The 20,459-nt window shown below is 65.1% G+C and carries 17 protein-coding genes; 4 read left to right on the forward strand and 13 right to left on the reverse strand.

The annotated features are described in order from the left end of the window. Positions 1-237: 237 nt before the first annotated feature. The 11 genes from IDT60_RS08300 to IDT60_RS08350 all read right to left on the reverse strand — a co-directional run bounded on the left by IDT60_RS08300 (position 238) and on the right by IDT60_RS08350 (position 14,391). A complete protein-coding gene (locus IDT60_RS08300; RefSeq protein WP_191081538.1) occupies positions 238-1,779 on the reverse strand; it encodes a glycoside hydrolase family 32 protein in 1,542 nt (513 codons plus the stop codon). After that, complete coding sequence (locus IDT60_RS08305; protein ID WP_191081539.1) at positions 1,776-2,864, reverse strand: ATP-binding cassette domain-containing protein; 1,089 nt, start codon at positions 2,862-2,864, stop codon at positions 1,776-1,778. The genes IDT60_RS08300 and IDT60_RS08305 overlap by 4 nt, the downstream gene beginning before the upstream one ends. Next, complete coding sequence (locus IDT60_RS08310; protein ID WP_223883927.1) at positions 2,861-3,877, reverse strand: ABC transporter ATP-binding protein; 1,017 nt, start codon at positions 3,875-3,877, stop codon at positions 2,861-2,863. Before IDT60_RS08310 ends, IDT60_RS08305 begins: the two co-directional genes overlap by 4 nt. Then, positions 3,874-4,833, reverse strand: a complete 960-nt coding sequence (locus IDT60_RS08315) for an ABC transporter permease (RefSeq protein WP_191081540.1) — start codon at positions 4,831-4,833, stop codon at positions 3,874-3,876. The genes IDT60_RS08310 and IDT60_RS08315 overlap by 4 nt, the downstream gene beginning before the upstream one ends. A gap of 11 nt (positions 4,834-4,844) precedes the next feature. Beyond that, the gene (locus IDT60_RS08320; RefSeq protein ID WP_191081541.1) at positions 4,845-5,822 is read right to left on the reverse strand and encodes an ABC transporter permease; all 978 of its coding nucleotides are present in this window, start codon (positions 5,820-5,822) and stop codon (positions 4,845-4,847) included. A 120-nt stretch (positions 5,823-5,942) separates the two neighbouring features. After that, positions 5,943-7,616, reverse strand: a complete 1,674-nt coding sequence (locus tag IDT60_RS08325; RefSeq protein WP_191081542.1) for an ABC transporter substrate-binding protein — start codon at positions 7,614-7,616, stop codon at positions 5,943-5,945. A 78-nt stretch (positions 7,617-7,694) separates the two neighbouring features. Then, positions 7,695-8,765, reverse strand: a complete 1,071-nt coding sequence (locus tag IDT60_RS08330; RefSeq protein ID WP_191081543.1) for a LacI family DNA-binding transcriptional regulator — start codon at positions 8,763-8,765, stop codon at positions 7,695-7,697. Positions 8,766-8,891: 126 nt separating this feature from the next. Next, positions 8,892-10,175 carry a hypothetical protein gene (locus tag IDT60_RS08335; RefSeq protein WP_191081544.1) on the reverse strand — a complete coding sequence of 428 codons (1,284 nt, stop codon included), beginning with the start codon at positions 10,173-10,175 and terminating at the stop codon, positions 8,892-8,894. A 140-nt stretch (positions 10,176-10,315) separates the two neighbouring features. Then, positions 10,316-11,626 (reverse strand): CHAT domain-containing protein, encoded by a 1,311-nt coding sequence (locus IDT60_RS08340; RefSeq protein WP_191081545.1) that lies wholly within the window; start codon positions 11,624-11,626, stop codon positions 10,316-10,318. Between the two features lie 8 nt (positions 11,627-11,634). Then, positions 11,635-13,068, reverse strand: a complete 1,434-nt coding sequence (locus IDT60_RS08345) for a hypothetical protein (protein ID WP_191081546.1) — start codon at positions 13,066-13,068, stop codon at positions 11,635-11,637. A gap of 6 nt (positions 13,069-13,074) precedes the next feature. Further along, complete coding sequence (locus IDT60_RS08350) at positions 13,075-14,391, reverse strand: hypothetical protein (protein WP_191081547.1); 1,317 nt, start codon at positions 14,389-14,391, stop codon at positions 13,075-13,077. Positions 14,392-14,786: 395 nt separating this feature from the next. On the opposite strand from IDT60_RS08350, the gene IDT60_RS08355 reads away from it, so the two are divergent. After that, complete coding sequence (locus IDT60_RS08355) at positions 14,787-15,431, forward strand: BTAD domain-containing putative transcriptional regulator (RefSeq protein ID WP_191081548.1); 645 nt, start codon at positions 14,787-14,789, stop codon at positions 15,429-15,431. A 13-nt stretch (positions 15,432-15,444) separates the two neighbouring features. After that, a complete protein-coding gene (locus IDT60_RS08360; RefSeq protein WP_191081549.1) occupies positions 15,445-16,380 on the forward strand; it encodes an NAD(P)/FAD-dependent oxidoreductase in 936 nt (311 codons plus the stop codon). A 3-nt stretch (positions 16,381-16,383) separates the two neighbouring features. On the opposite strand, the gene IDT60_RS08365 is transcribed toward IDT60_RS08360, so the two are convergent. Together IDT60_RS08365 and IDT60_RS08370 are read right to left on the reverse strand one after the other, a co-directional pair. After that, positions 16,384-16,575 (reverse strand): DUF397 domain-containing protein, encoded by a 192-nt coding sequence (locus tag IDT60_RS08365; protein WP_164200134.1) that lies wholly within the window; start codon positions 16,573-16,575, stop codon positions 16,384-16,386. Positions 16,576-16,752: 177 nt separating this feature from the next. Beyond that, complete coding sequence (locus tag IDT60_RS08370) at positions 16,753-17,127, reverse strand: hypothetical protein (protein ID WP_191081550.1); 375 nt, start codon at positions 17,125-17,127, stop codon at positions 16,753-16,755. Positions 17,128-17,372: 245 nt separating this feature from the next. On the opposite strand from IDT60_RS08370, the gene IDT60_RS08375 reads away from it, so the two are divergent. Continuing rightward, positions 17,373-19,457 (forward strand): M36 family metallopeptidase, encoded by a 2,085-nt coding sequence (locus IDT60_RS08375; protein ID WP_191081551.1) that lies wholly within the window; start codon positions 17,373-17,375, stop codon positions 19,455-19,457. A 49-nt stretch (positions 19,458-19,506) separates the two neighbouring features. After that, entirely contained in the window at positions 19,507-20,445 is a 939-nt protein-coding gene (locus tag IDT60_RS08380) for a M28 family metallopeptidase (RefSeq protein WP_191081552.1), read from the forward strand. Positions 20,446-20,459: the final 14 nt, after the last annotated feature.

The following is a 20,459-nucleotide window of genomic DNA, read 5'->3' on the forward strand; positions in this document are numbered from 1 at the left end:
GGGTTCGTCCTTTCGCGGGTGAACCGGCCGGCGCGGTGCCGGGTGTAAGGGCTGGGGATGCCGTAGCGGTGCCGGCACCAGCCAATGCGAGGGGCCCGCTGAGTGCAACCGCCGCACCTGCCCCGGTCAGGAGTGAGCGGCGTGAAACTGAGGGTGAATTCTTCATGAGGTCCTTTTTCATTCCGGGCAGCGTCGGTGCTGCCGGCTCAGTACGGTGTGAAGCAGTCCGGTCCTGCGTTAGGGGAAGAGGGGCCGGGGCCCGTCGAAGATTCCAGCCATGGTCCAGGCGTCGAGCGCGAGCAGCCGCACGGTACCCCCGGAGGCTGCGAGGCTCACCTGGCCGCCGTCCAGGGTGGGATAAACGCGGGCTGTGAGCGGCATGCCGTTTGCGAAAATCTCGACGGCGGACCGGTCCAGAAGCACACGCAGGTGCACGCGGCCGCCAGGCATCGGAACAGGCCCGGACTTGTCTTCCGTGTCTACAGTGGCGTCGAGGCTGCTGCGGCTGCGGTCGAGGCGGAGGCTTCCTTCGCAACCGTCGCCGGGTGCGCGGCTCAGTTCAACCACAGTCTCCTCGGCGCCGTCCTCCGAGCCCAGAACAACCAGCCGCAGCACAGCTCCCGGTGCGATCTGCACGTCGAGCTCAAGGTCCAGTTGCCGGCCGGACACCCCGGCACTTACAGGTGCCCCGGCGTCGGACAGCACGAAGCCGGGCATGCTCACGTGCTCCCGGCGCAACGCCTCGATTTCCGGTACCGGAGCGAACCGCAGCATGCCGTCGTCGGCCACCGTAGCCATACGTGGCAGGCTCATCACACCGGACCAGCCGGCGTCCACCATGGCCTCGTCGCTGCGGCCTTCCTGGAGCCAGCCGAACATAATGCGTCGGCCCATATCGTCCCGGAAAGACTGCGGTGCGTAGAAGAACCGGCCCCCGTAGTCGAGGCGGTGCAGCGCCGCGGGTACAAAGGAGTCGCCGGAATAGCGCCCGGTCCAGTACAGCGGGTGCCGCGTGTCGCCGTCGTGCCATGCCGAGAAGACCAGGACATCGGGGGAGCTGTCCACGGGATCGGAACCCAGCGAACCCCCGCCTGTCCGGAACAGGTCCACGCATTCCCACATGGTGCCGGTCCAGTCCGTGCCGGCAGGGTCACCCTGCGACGCGTCGCCAATGTACAGCGGACCGATGTAGTCCCACGCGTGCAGGTCGGCGGATTCGTAGAGGAAGGCCGTCCCGCCGCGCCCCCGGATTCCTGAGCCCACCAGCTGCCGCCACTTGTCCCCTTCGCGCCACACGCAGTGGTCGCGGTAGGCGGTAATGTCGACGCCGGCCGGCGGGGCGGCTATAACAGGGTTGCCGGCCGCTTTGGTCCAGTTCAGCAGGTCCGCAGACCCGACGGCGACGCAAGCCAGCTCCCGCTCACCGGCCCGGCCTGAGTAGACCAGGGTTGGTGTTCCATTGTCATTGACCAGGACCCCGGACCAGCAGCCTCCGGCGTCCGGCCCCTCGGACGGTTCCAGCGCCACCGGCTGGTCCGTCCACGTAACGAGATCGGCGCTGGTGGCGTGGCCCCACCGGATGTTGTGGTGGAAGGCGCCCTCCGGATTGTATTGGTAGAAGAGGTGGTAGGTCCCGTTCCACTGGCAGACGCCATTGGGATCGTTGAGCCAGCCGGCGGGGGAGACGAAATGGAAGCGGGGGCGGAGCGGATCGGCCTCGGCGCGGGCAACCAGCTCGTCCCGGGGAACCGTGGCCAGGGGGTGGATCAGTCCGGTCATGCCGAAGCCTTCTTGTCTTCTTGTTCAGGTGCCGGCCCGGATTCAGGTGCCAGTGCATGCCCGCCACCGCCGGCACGCGGCCGGTAGAGGTGGCAGCGGACCCAATGGCGGCTGCGGGGTTCGCCGACCTGGTGGCGGACGGGCTTGGTCGCAGAGCACGGCTGGTCCGGGTCGCCGTCGAAAGCGCAGTTTGTCGAGGCCATGACCGCCTGGCGCAGTTCGGCGCGGCGGACGGGATCGTAGGAGCCCGCGCGGGCCGGGTCCGGCACGGCGGACACCAGCAACCGGGTATACGGGTGGGCCGGATTGGCCAGCAGGTCCAGGGACTCGCCCTCTTCCACGAGCTCACCGGCGAACATCACCGCTGTCCGGTCGGCCAGGTAGCGGGCAGATGCGAGGTCGTGGGTGATGTAGAGCATCGAAATGCCCTGCTCGTCGCGGAGTGTGCGCATCAGGTTCAGCACACCGATGCGCACGGAAACATCCAGCATGGACGTTGGCTCGTCGGCGAGAATCACCCGCGGTTCCACGGCCAGAGCCCGGGCAATGGCCACACGCTGGCGCTGCCCGCCGGAGAGTTCGTGCGGATAGGAGTCCAGCATGTCTGCCTGCAGGCCCACGGTGGCCATCAGCTCCTCAAGCCGTTGCTGGGTGGCGGATTCAGAACGGCCCGCCTTTCCGTGGATTGCCAGCGACCGCCGCAGGAAGTGCTCAATCCTGTGCGCCGGGTTCAGTGAACCGAACGGGTCCTGGAACACCATCTGGAGCTGGGAGCGGAAGGCCCGCGAAGCCTGGAACCGGTCGCGCTTGAGGACATCAACGCCGTCAATCAGGATCTCCCCGGAGCCTGGCTTCTCGAGCCGGGCAACGCAGCGGGCCAGGGTGCTCTTGCCCGAACCGGATTCCCCCACCAGTGCCACGATTTCGCCCCGGCCAATGGACAGATCGACGCCGTGCAGTGCACGGACCGATTCCCGGGAGAAAAGCCCGCCGATCGGGAACGATTTTCCCAGCCCGCGGATCTCGAGGGCAGGGGTTTCTACGGAAGCATCAGGATGCCCCGGGGACAGTGCAGTGCGGTTCATCGTGCGGCTCCTTCCATGATTGAGGGATCGGCGGCCGGTGTGCCGGCATTCGCCGCTGAGCCGGCAGCCGCCACAGTACCGGCACCCAAGGCACCCGCGGCACCCGCCGGGGCCACGAAATGTCCGGGTGCCGCCTCGGTGAGGTCCGGGATATTCCGGAATTTGACGCCGTCGGGCAGTCCGGTTAAGGGAATGCGCGGGCCGGTAAGCGGCGGGAATGCGCCCATCAGCGCCTGGGTATAGGGATGACGGGGCTCCGCGTAGACTTCCCGGGCTTTCGCCGTTTCCACGATCCGGCCGCCGTACATCACGGCCATGCGGTGCGAGAGTTCCACCATGAGGGACATGTCATGCGTGATGAAAAGGACGGAGAAGCCGAGTTCGCGCTGGAGTTCCTTGATCTGGGCCATGATCTCCTGCTGCACCACAACGTCCAGCGCAGTGGTTGGCTCGTCCAGGATCAGCAGCGACGGTTTGAGCGCCACGGCCATGGCGATGACCGCTCGCTGCCGCATGCCGCCGGAGAGCTGGTGCGGATAGGACTTAAGGCGCGCCGGATCGATCCGGACGAGTTCCAGCAGTTCACCCGCGCGCCGGAGCGATTCCGTGCGGGAGTAGCCGGCATGCGTGGTGAAGATATCCACGATCTGCTCGCCGATGGTCAGCACCGGATTCAGGGAGTTCATGGCCGACTGGAACACCATGGCCACGTCCTGCCAGCGGAATCGCCGCAGCTCCTCCGGGCTCATGGCCAGGACGTCCCTGCCGCCGAAGGAGATGCTGCCACCGGCGATCCTGGCCGGATCCTTCAGCAGGCGCATGATCGAGTTGGCGATGGTCGACTTTCCGCAGCCCGATTCCCCGGCCAGCCCGAACACCTCGCCGGTGCCGATGCTGAAGGAAACGCGGTCGACGGCGGTGGTGGAGCGGGTATCGCCGACGTACCTTACGGTGAGGTTCCTGACGTCCAGGACTGGTTCGTGGGAGCCGAAGGAGACTTGGGAGACGGTCACGGGGCGCTCCTTTCAAGGTGTGCAGGGGTTTGTACGGCGGCTGGCTTGGGTGCCTTGATCTTCCGCAGCCGGGGGTTGGTGACCTCGTCCACGGCGTAGTTGATGAGGGCCAGCGCAAAGGCGACCAGCGCGATGCAGACACCCGAGGGCACAAACACCCACCAGCTGCCCGTCAGGAGGGCACCCTCGTTGCCGGCCCAGAACAGGTTGTTGCCCCACGAGACCGTGCTGACATCGCCTAGGCCGAGGAACTCAAGACCCGCCTGCGCTCCGATGCCGTAGATCACGCAGGCCAGGAGGGTACCCATCACGATGGAGGCCATGTTGGGCAGGATCTCGCGGAACATGATCCGGCCCGCCCGTTCGCCGGAGACCACGGCCGCGGCCACGAAGTCCTTCGACCGGATGGACAGGGCCTGCGAGCGAAGGACACGTGCGGAGCCGGCCCACCCGGTGACCACCAGCACCAGGATGACGGTGCCCAGTCCCGGCGGCAGGAATGCGGCCAGAATCACCAGCAGCGGCAGGCCGGGAAGGAGCAGGAAGACGTTGGTCACCAGGGAGAGTGCTTCATCGATGAACTTGCCGAAGTAGGCAGAGGCAAGGCCCACCAGGATGCCGATCAGCGTGGAGGCGAATCCCACCGTCAGCCCCACGAACAGGGAACTTCGGGAGCCGTGGACGGTCAGGGCGAGGACATCCTGTCCCTTGGCCGTGGTGCCCAGCCAGTGCTCGGCGGACGGTTCCAGCGAGGCCATGGCGGTGATCCGGGAGGGATCGCCCGGGAACAGAACGGGTGCGAGGAGCGCCAGTGTGATGAACACCAGCATCACCGCCATGCCCGCCATCGACTTCCTGTTGGTGAGGAGCCCGTGGATAAAGCTGCGGTTGGGTTTGCGGCCAGCCCTTATGGTGCCCGCCGGCTTGGCGGGCTGCTGCAGAATTACGGTTGTCATGGTTGGATCCCTTAGTTGCTGCGCACGCGCGGGTCGAGGCGGACGTACAGGATGTCCACCAGGAAGTTCGCCAGCAGCACGGCGGCGGTGATGGTCAGGAACAGGCCCTGCATCAGCGGGTAGTCGAGGCCCTGGACGGCGTTCAGGAGCTGGTAGCCAACACCGGGGTAGGCGAACACCACCTCGGTGAGGAGCGCGCCGCCCACCACAAACCCCAGGCCCATGCCGAAGCTCGTCACCGAGGGCAGCATGGCGTTCCGGGCTGCGTAGCGGAGCATAATGCGGCCCGGCCGGAGGCCCTTGGCTTCGGCCATGGTGATGTAGTCCTCCGAATTGGTGGCGATCATGGTGTTCCGCATGCCCAGCATCCAGCCGCCGATGGACACCAGCACGATGGTCAGCGCCGGAAGCACAAGGTGGGCGCCGACGTCGCCGATGAATTCCCAGGTGAAGCCGGGCTCCAGCCCGGCCGTGAACGCGTGCCGGATGGGGAACCAGCCCAGCACCACGCCGAACAGGTAGAGCGCGCCCATGGCGAGCCAGAAGTAGGGGAACGAGCCGATGAACACGAGCACCGGGGGGAGTGCGGAGTCCACCGCGCCGCCGCGGCGCCACGCGGCCAGGATGCCCAGCAGGTTACCCACGACGGCGGCAATCACCAGTGCGGTTCCGCCCAGCAGGAGCGTCCAGCCGATCTGGGACGAGATGACCTCGGTGACCGGGGTGGGGAAGCGGGAGATAGATACCCCCATCTGCCCGGTGAAGATGTTGTGCAGGTAGTCGGTGTACTGCTCCCAGAGCGGCCTGTCGTCAACGCCGAGCAGCTTTCGCAGGGCCTCGATCTGTTCGGGCTGCATTCTGTCCTGGGAGCGGGCGAACATGCGGGAGACGGGGTCGCCCGGCATAAAACGCGGGAGCAGGAAATTCAGGGTGATGGATGCCCAGAAGGCGATCAGGTAGAAACCAAGGCGGCGCAGGATGAAGCGCACGGGTTCCCTCCATTCGGGAAGTGCGGAAATGTGGGGGCACGCCCGGCGGCCAGCTGGTTGAGACGCAGCCGCCGGGCGTGCATTGCTGGTGGGCGAGGTGGCCCGCCTGCCCGGAGTTGGCTACTTGCGCGGTTCCAGGGTGGTCAGTACCAGCACCGTGGTGGGTGCGCGGACCGAAAGGGTGGCGTAGGGATTGCCCTCGGTGGGCCAGCCGGTGAAGCGGGTGTCGTTGAAGGCGCCCCATTCCGGTCCGGAGAACAGTGGCACCAGCGGCGCGGTGTTGTTGTATTCTTCCTGCAGCTTGTTGGCGATGTCCTTCTGGCCGGACTCGTCTGATTCGGCAGCGAATTCGGCGAGCAGCGCATCGGCTGTGGCATCACCGAAGCGGTGGTAGTTGTCGAAGGTTTTGGTGCCCACCGGCTTGACCGTTGCACTTCCCATGGAGGTGTTGAAGTACTTGTACGGGCTGGGGTCGTTGGCGCTCCAGACGATGCCGGAGTCGAAGTCGCCCGTCTCGTAGCCGGCAACCACAGCGGCCCAGTCCGGGGATTCCACCTTCGCGGTAACGCCAACCTCGGCCAGGTTCTGGGCGATCACGTTGGCAACTGACAGCCAGTCGGAGGAGGTAGCGCCTACGGAGATCTTGAACTCGAAGGGCTTACCGTCCTTGAGCGTGCGCTTGCCGTCAGCACCCTTGGCATAGCCGGCCTTGTCCAGCAGATCGTTGGCCTTCCCGACATCCAGCTTTGTCCAGGTGCAGTTGTCCTTGACCTCGGCGTTCTTCCAGGTTTCATAGTTGCCGGAGAGTCCGGTGCAGTCGGCCGGCTTGGCGTAGCCGCTCATGCCGATTGTCGAGACCTGGTCGCGGTCAACGGCCATGCTCAGCGCCTTGCGGACATCCACGTCGTTGAACGGGGCTTTGGTGGTGTTGAGCTGCCAGTTGATCATGGCGCCCGTGGCCGGGAACCAGTACTGCCGGTGCTCCTTGTCCTTGGAGACGAAGGTCTTCTCGATGTTCGGGATGTACTGCGGGGCCCAGTCCACGTCGCCGTTGGCGGCGGCGAGGTTGGCGCCGTCGTTCCCTGCAAAGGCGAGCATCTTGATACCGGCGATCTTCTGCTTTCCCGGCTGCCAGTAGTTGGGGTTCTTCTTCAGCACGAAAGACTGCGCCTGGAAGCTGTCCACCTCCGTGTAGGGGCCGGTGCCCACCGGCTTGGCGTTGGCGTCCTTCTCCGGATCGGCCAGGGCGGACCAGATGTGCTTGGGCAGGATGGTGAGCTGTCCAACATCGTAGAGGGCCGGGGACCAGGGCTTGTTGAAGGTGAAGGTGACCGTGTTTCCTTCTGCGGCCACGGTGTCCAGATAGTCGTAACCGCCCTTGATCTTCTTCTGGAGCTCGAACGTGTAGGCGACGTCCTCGGCCACGAGCGGCTTACCGTCAGACCATTTCACGCCGTCGCGCAGCGTGAACGTGATGGACTTGCCATCCTCGGCGGCCTTCCACCCGGTGGCGAGCCACGGCACGGTGTCTCCCTTGGCCGGGTTGAAGATCAGGAGGGATTCGTAGATGGACTGCTGGACCATCGGGTTGACTGTGGGCGCGAACGGGTTGAAGTTCTGCACGAAGGTGCCCATATCCTCACGCGGGATGGTGAGGAATGCGCCCGCATTCGCCGCGGCGTCGGTGCCGGCAGGCTTGTTGGCGGTGGCTGCGCAGCCGGTCAGCAGCATGGCGCCGACCGCCAGACCGGCGGCCGTGATGCGGGCAGACCTCAAGAATCGGTGTTGTGTCATGATGGTTATCTCTTTCCTATCTTCATCAGCAAGGTGAAGGGGTGGGTGAGGGGTTGCTCTTCGACGTTGATTTCGCGGTCAGACCGAAGAGCGTTCTAGCAGCGGACAGTCGACTAATTGCTGGTCGGCAATTATCGGCTGTCCTGCTGTAAGAGCTGCGAGCGTCCGGACTCCCAGGGCGCCCATTTTTTCGAACGGCAAAGCAACCGTGGTCAGCTTGGGCCTGAGGTAGGCCGCAATCAGTTCCTGGTTATCGAAGCCGATCACGGCGATGTCTCCGGGGATGGTCAGGCCCCGTTCCTTGATGGCGTCGTATGCGCCCATTGCCATGCGGTCGTTAAGGCAGAACAGTGCGGTAGGCCTGTCCTTTTCCGGGTAGCGGTCCAGGATTTCACAGGCGGCGGCATAACCGCCGTCGGCCGTTGCATGTCCGGGCACCACCAGCTCTGGATCAAGATCCAGCCCCGCTTGGGTCAGGGCTTCGCGGGCACCTTCCAAACGTCCGAGGGCCGCGGGAATGTCAGGGTCCAGGTTGATGACGCCAATCCTGGTATGGCCGGCACTGAGCAGCCGTTCGACGGCCACCCTGCCTCCGGCGCGCTCGTCCGGGACGATCGACGGGAGTTTCCCGTCGATATCAAAGCAGTTGATGAGGACGGTGGGCACCTCCCCGGCGCTTTCCGGAACGTGCACGCCGCGGTGGTATGTGGCTGCGTAGAGAAGTCCTTCCACTCGTTGTTCCAGTAGCTTTTCGACAGCGGCATCTTCCATGCCCTGGTTGGGTCCTGTGGCATCGGCCTGGTCGGAGGGCGCGATGAGCAGGAACCGGCGGTCAAGCCAGGCCTGGTCCTGGGCACCTTTGATGATGTCGACGGCGAACGGTGCCGTCACGATCTCGGTGACAATGCCGTACCAGTCACTGCGCTGGGATGCCAGTGCACGTGCTCCGGCGTTCGGGCGGTAACCCAGTTCCTGCACGGCGTCGTTGATGCGGGTCCGGGTTTCCTCGGAAATGCTGGCATTTTCGCGGTTGCTCAGCACAAACGACACTGCCGTCCGGGAGACGCCGGCGTGCTTGGCGACATCATTCATGGTGACACCCCGCTGCCGCACAGCCGCGGCCTTGTTCGGGGCCGTAATTTTCGCCATTGAATGCTCCGGGAGTGTCGTCGATGTTGAGAACCTGATGGTGCTCCGGGGCGTCCGCGCTTCGGTTACTAACGCGCGTTACCTCGAGAACATGTGACTGAGGTTACTCGCGTTACTTAGGGTCTGTCAACGGTCAAATTCGGCGAGCTTGGGGATCCGGACCGTGGGATCGCCGAGGAGGACCAGCGACTGCCGATCCCACGCCGTCAGCCGCAGGCGGGTCATCTCTGCCAGAATCTCGCGATCGTGCGAGTCCTGGAACTCGTCCGATCGCGTCGCCCAGGCACTGACGAGCGAACCGACGCCGGAGTAGTAGTTCTCGAGTATCAGCCCCAGCGGCTGCCCGGAGTGAAGCTGGCTCGTCAGCCCGCTGACGATGTCGTGACCGAACCGCTGCTTCGTCCCGGGGTCGCGAAGTGTCCAGTCGAACGTCGGTTCCACATGGCCGAAGACAGCGCGTACCGGGATTTGGCGGGTGAGAAGGGCGAGCGGGGCGGGCGAAACAGACGAGGTGAGCCCGGCGACGGTATCGACGATCAGCCGTGCCATGGTCCCTTCCTCAAGGAGCGCCGCGTAGCTGCTTTCACGGGACGAGCCCGCCGAACAGCATGCCTGGGCGAACCAGACAGCGCCGCCGGGTACCGACTCGACCAGCGCATCAATGTCCACCGGGGTGTGATTGCGGGCGACGGGCAATCCCAGGTCACGGACGAGTTCGCGCTCGTCGAGGGGCGTCGCCCCGTGGCTTGAGGTCACCAGGAGAGTGGGCTTCGACGCCAGAGCTGACACGAGCCCCGCGGTCGTGGCGTCCGCACCGTCCACCACGGTGAGCTTCTCTATGGTGCCCTCGCACTTCTCGATGAGCGGCTTGGTCAGAACATTCTGCATGAGATGGGTGATGTCCCGCGTACCGTGGTTGACCGTCCAGACGGCAACGTTCGACGCCGTTGGCGGCGACGTTGCCCAGCCGGCACCGTCGAGCATCGCCGAGACGTACGCGGCTCCCTGATTGTCGTCGAAGGGCAGCCGTCCCACGGCATGGCGCAGGGCGAGTGAGTATTGCACCCCCCACGGAATCGTGGTTGGGCTGGCGGCAATGAGCACAAATCGCGGCAACTGTTTGCGGTCAGTCCCGAACTGGGACAGCCCGATGCGGAGGTCGCTGGTGTGCGGAGGATCGCTGTCGAAATAGCGCCGGACAAAGCGGTTCCCGTGCAGGGGATTCCAGTAGAGGAGTACTGTCTTCGGACGCGCTGTGAGCAGTCGGCGGACCGGCTCCGGGAGCGCACTCCCCGTCGCCTTCTCCTTCGTCCACACATATTCGACCGTGTCAGGCGCCGTGGGGGAGTCGGGGACGAGAATGCCGTAGCCCACCTCGTCGGACTCCCAGTCGGTAGGGTCGGGTGGCATATCGAACTTAAGGGGCTTTTGGGTCGGCAGGCCGGGTTTGGCCCCCCAGCGTCGTGCGTCCGGGGCGAGCGGGGATACGGCACGCTTTCCCGACCACGCGTCGATCTGGACCGACGCCGGCAGCACCGTCCCGTCGTCGGTCATCGGGCCGCTCCCACGATTGCCCGCAGCCGCCTGATCTCCGCCTGCACCTCCCTGATCACGCCATGCGGAGTGGTCTTGGGGTCGAGTCCCTGCTCAAAGCTGAGGTATTCGTCGAGCCGTCCCCGCGCTGCCTTGAGTTCGTCGCCGGACAGAGCACCGACGGCACCACCCATATCGACTCTGAGTTCCTCGTGCTGGACGTAGAGGACCGGATCCGACCAGGCCGCGTCGCTTACGGGATCAACGCCTGCGCTCGCAAGCCGTGGTGCGGTCAGGGCGGGTGCCCATTCCACGATGCGTTCGGAAGAACCGTCATCGGCCACGGCGCGCGTGACGATGGCAAGGAGCTCCGGATAGACCAACCTGCAGAACCTGTTCATCGCGGTGAGATCGACGATCTCGCGCATCCCGATCACGGCCGGGACACCCGAGTTGACGAGCAGGTGGGCGGCGGATTGAGTGACGGCCGGCGCAACGGACGTCCCGTCCTCCGTCGCGGCTGTTTCGCACGCGGCCAGGACTACCAGCCAGGTCGAACGGTCCATCGAGCCGGCGAGTGAGTCGATGGACACCACGACGCTCCCCATTCCGGCCCCGCCCTCGAAGTCCAGCGCCGTGGCGAAGTTGAGGCCGGCGACCCCGGGGGCTGCGTAACCGCCGTGGCAGAGCACATGGAGGATGTGGGGGCGGGCGTCAGAAATTTGGCGGGTGATTTCCGTTGGTGTGGCGGCGAGCCAGTCGGCTGTGACGGCCGGATCGCCGAGCCCGGTCACCGCGTTGATGATGGCCGCATCACCCGAGATCACATGGAGAACAACGTCCAGGCCGTTCCCGCGGGCTGCGTTCACTGACCGCGTGAGGGACTCGAGTTGTGACTTTCCGTTGCCTGTCTCTCCTGCGGCCGAGAGCACGGCCACAATGCGGAACGGTGCCTCGAATGAACGCTGCCGCACGTCGTGCACCCGCTTGGCGATACGGCCGATCGGCCAGCGTGCGTCGAGCGCAAGGAACCCTTGGGGGACGAAGAAGAGCTGCTCCCACGGCAGGGAGTCGGCGCTGCTGCTGGCCACCCGGAAGTAGATCGGCACCGGGGATGTTGCCGGCGGATGTGCGAGTGCAAAGCCCATTGCCTGCTTGACCGGGGTGTGTCTTCTGAGGAGCTTGGCCAGCTCTTCCCCGCGTTCTTTGGCGTCCACGCCGCGAAGCGGGGTGATACGGATGCTGCGGCCCTCGTTTTGCCCGGCAACCGAGACCGGGGCCTTGAAAAGGGTCATCACCGTCTTGGCCCCGAGTGACTCAAACGCCACGATCATCCTCATGCGTTCCCCAGGTGGCGTTGAATGAGGTCCTGGATGTCCGCGAGCGCCTCCGAAGCGCCCCTGTCGTAGGCGGAGTCCGGGCCGTCCCGCCGCTCGCCGTCGTCGATGGCGTTCGACAGGTTCGCCTGTCGGGTCTCGATGAACCTCGACGACGACGCCACCCAGCGGGGCACCTCGCTGCCGCTCACGGATTCCGAGAGCGGCGCGGTTGGCGCGTAGGACTCGGGGTGGGACAGACCCTCGGGGAGCGGTCCGGACGGCAAAGGCGGCGCGGCCTGATTGGTGTGGTGCGCCGGGAGCGGCTGCGCAAGCGCGTGCTGGATCGATTCGGGCTGGATGTACCCAAACCAGGAAGGGTCGCCGGGCAGTTCGTTGTCCCGCTGCATCGCAAGGAAAGAATGGATTCGGGCCAGGGCCTGGCAGTCGGGGTCAAGCTCGATCGAGCTGAAGATCGTCGGCCCGGGCCGGAGTTGCCCCAGCCGGTCCGCGACCATACGTGCACCGATGTCGCGCCGTTCGTGCTCGGGAGCAGCGATCGACACGAGGGATGCCCCGATCGCGTCAGCCAGCGACCACACGTCGTAGGCGTCCGCCGTCGCAGCCCTGTGCGGAGTCTGAGGGGATGCCGGATCCACGGAGATTGTGAGCATCGACCGGTCATCACTCGCCAGGCCCTGCGCTGCAACGTGCAGGGCGCTGGATGCCCGCGACCCGAGCCGGTCGGTGATCCATTCCGCCCAGAGCAGCCGCGGGTCGTCGTCGGAGTCGATCCGCCGCGTGCCGCCAACCCTGTTGGGGGCCGGCCGTGTGCGGGGCTGGCGTACAAATTCGCCGGGATCGTGAATCCGGACGTAGGGCAGGTCATCGGCGGCGCCGGTCAGTTGCTGATACACGGTCAGGTTCGGGAATACGTCGATCTCGAACTTTTCGATTTCGCCCATGGTTGCGGACCGGGCGAGGGCGCGCGCGAAGTTGCTGACGTGCGTGGCCCCCCAACCCGTTCGGCTCGGCGCGCTGACCACCATCGTCACACGCCAGGTGTCGCCGAGGGAGGCCGCCACGGGCAGGCGATCGGGGACCCGCAGCACGGGGACGTGAATCCGTTCGGCAAGGGCTTCCCACGGGGCGGATCCAAGGTAGCCGTAGGGCGGCTCAAGCCTGAGCCACAGGGCGGACTCTGCGGGAAGTTCCGTGAGCATGGAGCGTTCGACGGCGCGTTCAAGTTCGTGCGGCACCTGCACCGTGCGGGGGGTTTCGCCTGACAGAGCGAGTCCGAAGTCCGCGAGCGCGTCCGAGCGCTCCCAGTACGTCACCTCGCGATCGCCGGCGTAACTGTCCAGCCTGGATCGGACTACGGCGGGCCGCGCGGACAGGTCCAGGCTGACGCGGAGGACGGCCAGCTTCCAGCGGCGGATGATCAGACCCGACACGGGTTCTCACGCCCCGGAGAGATTATGCAAAGCCCACCAGGTCACCGGCGAGTTCACATCACTGTGACCATCGATCATGGGCTTTCCGTCGATGACACGCGATCCGTTGGCTGAGATGACACGCTCGCCCCCGCCCAGGTCGTACCTTGTGCCGGGTGCTTTCGCCTCCTGATCCGCGAAGCGTATGCCTTGTGGGGGATACCCGCCGAGGGCGCCGTACCGGTCGGTATCTCCCACCGCGGCGGCATTGATCTCGCCGAAGTTATCGCCGCGAAGAGCATGGTGGAAGACTTCATGCAGCGGCTGGTCGAAGGTCGAACGCGTGGCGATGATGGGCCGCACCACGCGGTCCGGTACCTTCGCGTACCCGGCCGCCCTGCCCAATTGGGCCACGTCCTGCGCGAAGCACCAGCGGTTGACTGCAGGTTGCAGGAGCAGGAGGGAATGGACCGGGCTGCTGTCGAATACGGGGGAATGTGCCACGGCCGAGAGCATCACTCTCGCCCCGAATGAGTGCCCTATGAGGTGCAGGCGAACTCCGGGCTTGGCGATTCGTGAGAGCAGGGGACCGACGCCCAGCTTACCGACGTCCCCGGCCCGGTCCTTCATTTTCCACACGCTTGCCATCCGGAGGATCCCCCGGGGATCGAGCGAGAATCCGCCGGCCGCATTGACAGCAGCATCTGACTGTCCGCCGCCGATGACACCGATCTCGTCTTCGTCGTCGCCGGCTGCGGTTTCTACGCCGTCGATTTCTTTCCAGGCGTCAATAACGTTGTCGATGTCGGGCCGCGTTGACTGTCCGTCCTCGTCCTCGGACCAGTTTCCGAGAAGCAGCGCCGCCACATCCCGTGCCTGGGCCTCGGTGAGGAGTTCGACCCCGTCGACCAGGTCGAGCAGTTGCCCGCGGGTCCCGGTATCCCACCCGTCAGTCACTTCGGCGGTCATCGCCTCGATTTCGCCGGAAGCTTTGCCGTCGCCGCCCGCTATGTCCGGACCGTTCTCGGAGTCCATCACGAACCACGTGGAGGGCCAGACGATGCCTATCAGCACCGGGCGATAGTCCGCTGGCACCTGCAGCTGGAATTCTGCGCGCTGGGCGATAAAGCCCTCCGCAAACCGGGTGTAGTTCCGCAGGGCATCCCCATAGACGTTGTTCCACCCGTGCGAGAATACAAAAACGTCGGTGGCCGCGCGGGCTGCTGCGACAGCGAGCTCCGCGGTCTGCGGGCTCTCGAGCCTGCCGTCCTTTCCGAACCTCAAGAGATACAGATCCAGGGACGTCCCGTTTCCCGCGGGGATCTGAGCGACTGGGCCAATCATGGTTTCCCGCTTTCGCGCTGCTCGTAACCTGTGGCATTCGGCTACCCCATTGCAGCACCCGGGCGTTACAGCAGCGTTACTGGCTGCGAGGCAGCCACGCATGCATCGAAGGGCCGGCCAGCACTCCGGCTCCCGCCGGCGGTAACGCAGGAGTAACGCAGCGGCGCGTGTACTCCAAAGAACGAAGGTCTCGTGGCGCCACATGGGCCCGGGCGGGGCGAAACGCAGGAAAGGAACGTCCGATGGAACCGGGGAACATTAACTCCGCAGGGACCAGCACGTCCGCTACATCGGTCAAGGAAAGGCCGGCCGGAACGATCCCCGGACACTGCGCCGCGGGTGCTCTGGAACTCCGGCTCCTTGGCGACTTCCGCCTACGGCTTGGGGAGTCGACAGTGGGACTGACCCCGCGGGCCGAGCATTTGCTGGGTTTTCTCGCATTGCGCAGCGACCTGAACAGAACGGCAGTCTCCGCAAAGCTATGGCCGGATCTGGACGAGGCCCAGGCCCGGGGCTGCCTGCGCTCGACGTTGTGGAGGCTGCCCAGGCCCGACGGGCTGCCGCTGGTGGCTGCGTCCGGTGACAGGCTCGGCCTGACCACCTTTGTGCGCGTGGACATCACAGAGCTACGCAATAAGCTGGATCAGTGGTTGCCGGGTGCGGCGCCACCAGTGACGATCAATGCACTGGGTTGGGATTTGCTGCCAACCTGGTACGACGATTGGCTGGTCATCGACCGCGAGCGCCAGCGTCAGATCCGGCTGCACGCTTTGGAACGGATGTCTGCCTGGTTTGTGGGCGCAGAGAGGTTCGACAGTGCGATTGAGGCGGCCTTGCAGGCGATTGCCGGTGATCCGCTGCGGGAGAGCGCACATCGTTGCCTCATCCGCGCGCACCTGGCGGAGGGAAATGTCAGCGAAGCCCGTCGGCAGGTGCACAACTACGCGGCCCTCCTTGCCGAAGCAGGGATCCCGGCGCAGCTCTCAGCGCGCATGCACGAACTCATCCTGACCGGCCCGAGTTTGGCCGGCGTGCGCTGACGCCGCGAATGCCATGGGTAGGGAATCACATTTCGACGTTGCGATCATCGGGGGCGGGCCAGCCGGCCTGGCTGCGGCGCAGGTGCTTGGCAGACAGCGCAGGCGCGTCGTTCTCATCGACAACCATCAAGGCCGGAATGGTGCGGCCTCGAGCGTCCATATGCTGTTGGGGCGGGAGGGAATGACTCCGGAGGGGTTGATTCTCGCGGCCCGCCGAGAGCTGGCGAAGTTCCCCGGTGTTTCACTCCTGTCGGCCGAAGCCACGACGGTTCTCGTTGAGGATGCGAAGATCGTGGTGTCCACAACAGGGGCCAATGTCTCTGCAGATCACCTGATCCTGGCTACGGGCGTTGTCGACCAGCTGCCGTCGATCCCGGGCATCGGCACTGCATATGGCAAAAGCCTGTTCCATTGCCCCCTCTGTCACGGCTTTGAGGTGGGGGATCAACCAGTGGTGGTGATCGGCGGGAGCGAGCAGGCAGCCTTCATGGCGGCTTACGTCCAGGATCGAATCAGCCGCGACGTGCAGCTGTGCTCCAACGGAGAGCCAAGCTTTTCCCCGCTGACGCGACGAAGGCTTGGTCACAACGACATCCGGGTCATCGAAGACAAAGTCGTGGCTGTCGAGGCCCAGCCCGGCGGACTGATGCTGAGGATGGCGGATGCCACCGCCGTGACCTATCGGGCAGGCTTCGTGTCCGCAAAATACAGCCAGCGATCACCCCTCGTCCACGAACTCGGCTGCACGTTGAGGGACGATGGCCGGGTACGGGTCGATCACTTCCAGCGGTCGTCGGTGCCTAACGTCTTTGCCGTGGGGGACATGGCCAAGGCGACCGGCGGAAATATGAGCTTCGTTGCCACTGCAATCGCCAGCGGCGTGACGGCGGCCGCGTTCCTGGACGAGGATATCTTCGCCGGAAGGTGGGCGAGCCAGAGCACCACCTAAATACTAGATATCAAACTCATTGCCCTTGGCACCGGCCAGGAATGCGCGCCACTCCTCTGCGGAAAACGTCATCAGGGTGCCGGGGTTCCGGGAATTGCGCACATAAACCTTCCCGGTTCGAGGTACCAGAGCGACCTCCAGGCAACAGCTGTTGGCACAAAAGGACGAGCGTTCAAAGTTCAGTTCGTCATCCACTTCTTCTACTCCCTTGAATTCCGTGGCATCGCATACGGCACTGGACGTTCGGCGGTGGGGACGCCAAAAAGACACAGCCTGATGTGCCGGCGCCCAGGTGTGGCCCGGGCCAGGTGTCGCCTCCCGCCCGGGCCGTTGTGGACATGCGGCCGCCGTGCACGGCGGAACATCAGTCCGTCACGGGAAGCACTTGCTCGCAACCTGTTCGCCGGCGACATAGAGCTTGACGCATACGCCCGTGGGAATGCCCCACTTGGTGCGGATGCTCAGACAGGCCCTGACTGCGGTGCCATTCGGGAGGTCGAACGGCACCGGGATGCATACCTGGCCGATCCCAAGGGGAAGCCTCAGGCACACCCTGTGGTTGCCGGAATTAACAGAAACGCAGGATGCACGCAGCTCGAGCTCGCCGCCATCCGTTGCGGAGATCTCAGTGACAGCCCGTGCATCCCTTCCTTCGAACGGCTGCCTCGATGCCTCCAGAGTTGCCGAAACCGCCTGCTCGTCGAACTCGACATATTCGTCGTTCTGTTCGTTCGTACCAGTGGTCATTGTTCGCCCCTTCGCCATTCAAATGTGCGGATCAGAATTGACCCGCTTACGTCATGGTTGCAATGGCTCGTCACCGGAGCGTCACGGCCGGGGACGGAACTTCACGCGGTGACGCCAACGTGATGGCGTTGTGACGCGGTCTCCGGAGACTTAGGAGATCGGCCCATCCTCTGGATGGGATGGTCACTCAGCACGGACGACACTAACGTGGTCGGATGGATCCGACCCCTGGATGGAGATGGCACATGATCCCGGACGATTATCACGCCCTTTATGACCGCGGAGTCCAGGTGGCACGAGGCGCCGAGCGGCCATCCCCTGAAACGCCCACCACGGGGCGGGACCAGTTGTCCGCAGATGTACCGGATCTGGTCATCGAGGAGGACGAAACCACGGGACTCCCCAACCGGATCGTCAGCCGACAGCCCAGCGGCCGGCTGGCCGCGCCGGGACCTTCGGATCCGGCCGACGCCGTGCGGCAGTTCATCCGGGACAGGCGTGCCGTCTGGAACCTCGCAGAAGAAGACGCCGCCGGTGTGGAAGTGCGTTCGGTCAGCCGCACGGGTCTCAAGACGGCGCAGCTGTACCAGAGTGTCGACGGTGTCGAAGTCTTCGATTCTGACGTGACGGTTGCACTCGACGACGGAAACGGCGTGATCTCGATGTCCGGGCAGTTGTTCCCCGGCGCGGGCGTCGCTGCCCGGGAGCGCCGGGCAACGCAGGCGCGAACCCCGGAAGACGCTATCGCCAGGGCGGCGTTCGACCTGACCCGGGTCGTGTACCAGCCCTCTGATTTTGTCCTTGCGGAAAACCAGCCCGACGATGCCCCGTACCGGTCCTATGAATTCATACCCGGTGAGAACGAACGTCGGCCACTTTTTGAGCGGCCGGTCAGAGTGAAGGACGTGATGTTTCCGCTGGGGAACCAGCAGTTCGCCGCAGGTCATTACCTTGAACTGTGGATCGTCGGATTTCCCGCCTTCAGTTACGTTATCGACTCCGTGGAGACGCCCTTTGTCCTGTTCCGCAAGAATCTGGCCAGCGAGGGTGCGCTCTTTACCTATCGCGTGCATAACACCGGAGACGCGGTGTTCCGGCCCCATGACGGGCCGGCTCCCGGGTCCCCCCACCCCACGGGAGTACCCGATGGTTTCCAGGCAGATCCTGTCGCCGAACGCCTGGTCACGCTGGAGAGCCTGCCGGGCCTGGACCCGTGGCTGCCGCCGGGCGCAACCACCACTGAAGGAAACAACTGCATCGCCTACGCCGATTTGAAGCCGCAGGACGGGCTGGGCGGCGGCGACGTGCTGGGAGAAACTACGGCTACCGACACCTTCGACTACACCTACGACCACAGCCTGGATGCCAGCGACGCAACCAATCTCCAGAACAGCCTCGTAGGCATGTTTTTCCACGTCAACTGGCTCCACGACCGCTGGTATGACGCAGGATTCGACGAGGCTGCAGGGAACGCCCAGGCCGACAACTTCAACCGCGGCGGCATCGGTGGCGACCCGATCCTGGCTGAAGGCAACGATTTCAGCGGCACCGACAACGCGAACATGTCCACCCCGGCAGACGGGGCAAGTCCCCGCATGCAGATGTTCGAGTTCCTGGGACCGCAGCCAACCCAACCGACCCGTACCAGCAACCACGAGGCGCTGATCACGTTCCACGAGATGGGCCACTACATCACCAACCGGCTGGTAGGGAACGCAAATGGCCTGACTAACCAGCAAGGCCGCGCCATGGGCGAGGGCTGGGGTGATTTCTTCGCCATCAGCATGACGTCGCAACCCGCAGACGATTTCGTCAACGGGGTCTTCCCGGTGGGCGGCTGGACCGACCTCACGCCGACCTTCAACGACAACTACTACTTCTCGATCCGGCGGTATCCCTACAGCGCGGACATGGTGAAGAGCCCGCTGACCTTCCGTCACATCAGCGCCGGACAGCTGCTGCCAACCGGTGCTCCCATCAGTCCGAACTCCGGCGGGTCGAACAGTGCCGTGCACAACGCCGGGGAGATCTGGTGCGTTGCGCTGTGGGAGGTCTTTGTGAACCTGGTAGCGAAGCACGGGCATGACGAAGCCGAGCGGCGGGTGCTGCTGGATGTGGTCGGCGGCCTCAAGCTGACCCCGTCGCGGCCGACGTTCCTGCACGCCCGCGACGGGATCATCACGGCCGCGACCGCCCTCAACCCCGAGGACCTGCCCGAAATCTGGGCGGGCTTCGCCAAACGTGGCATGGGAGCCGGGGCAGTCGCGCCGCCACAGAACTCCACCGACCTGAAAGGCGTCGTGGAGAGTTTCGCTGTGCCGGGTTCCTAAGCAGGCCCGGCCCGCAGACCGTCAAGAACAGCCGATCACGGGGAGAATCATGGACACACAGACGCCGCCGTCCGGTTGCCGCCGGAGGCAAGGCGGGCGGCCGCAACCCGTCCTGCTGCCGCGCTCGCAGGCCGGCTCGCCACGCGCTGACGAAATGGCGGAAACCGGGCTGGTTGATGAGGTCTCGGCCGACACCTATCTGGAGGTTCTCGAAGCCCTCACGGAACACCCCACCCGGCATTCGTTCTCATCGGCGTACCAGGACGCGGCACAAATGGTCGCCGGCCGGTTTGCCGCGCTTGGCTATGCCACCCGCAATGAGCCGGTCGCCGTCGGCGCTCGCCAGACACTCAACATCGTCGCCGACAAGCCGGGCGCTGCCCCCGAGGATGAGCGGCGGCTGGTTTACGTAGTCGCGCACCTGGACTCAATTAACGAGGCCGGCGGAGTCAACGCACCGGCACCCGGGGCAGATGACAACGCCTCGGGTGCGGCGGGAGTCCTGGAGATCGCCCGGGTGTTGGCCGCCGTCGTTACGCAGCACGATCTGCGCCTGGTTATGTTCGGCGGCGAGGAACAGGGGCTCCACGGGAGTCGTGTTCACGTGGCCGCCCTGGCAGAGGCGGACCGGTCCCGGATCACCATGGTGGTCAACATGGACATGATCGGTCGGCTCAACACCCCCGCACCCTCAGTCCTGCTGGAGGGAGCGCCGGTCTCCCAACATGTGATCGATGCATTGGCTCAGGCCGCCCATGACACGTCGGACCTGGAAGTGTTTGTCTCGCTCGAGCCCTTCGCGTCGGACCACGTGTCATTCATCGATGCCAACCTTCCGGCTGTGCTGACCATCGAGGGCGAGGACCAGTTGAACACCGATGAGCACACACCCCGGGACACTCTCGCCGGGCTGGATCTTTCGGTGGCCATCAGCATCCTCCGGATGAACACCGCCGCAGTCGCAGCCATGCTCGGTAGCGCTGCCTGAACCCGATACCGGCC

Origin of the sequence: Pseudarthrobacter sp. BIM B-2242 (genome assembly GCF_014764445.1) — a bacterium.
Taxonomy (GTDB): domain Bacteria; phylum Actinomycetota; class Actinomycetes; order Actinomycetales; family Micrococcaceae; genus Arthrobacter; species Arthrobacter luteus_A.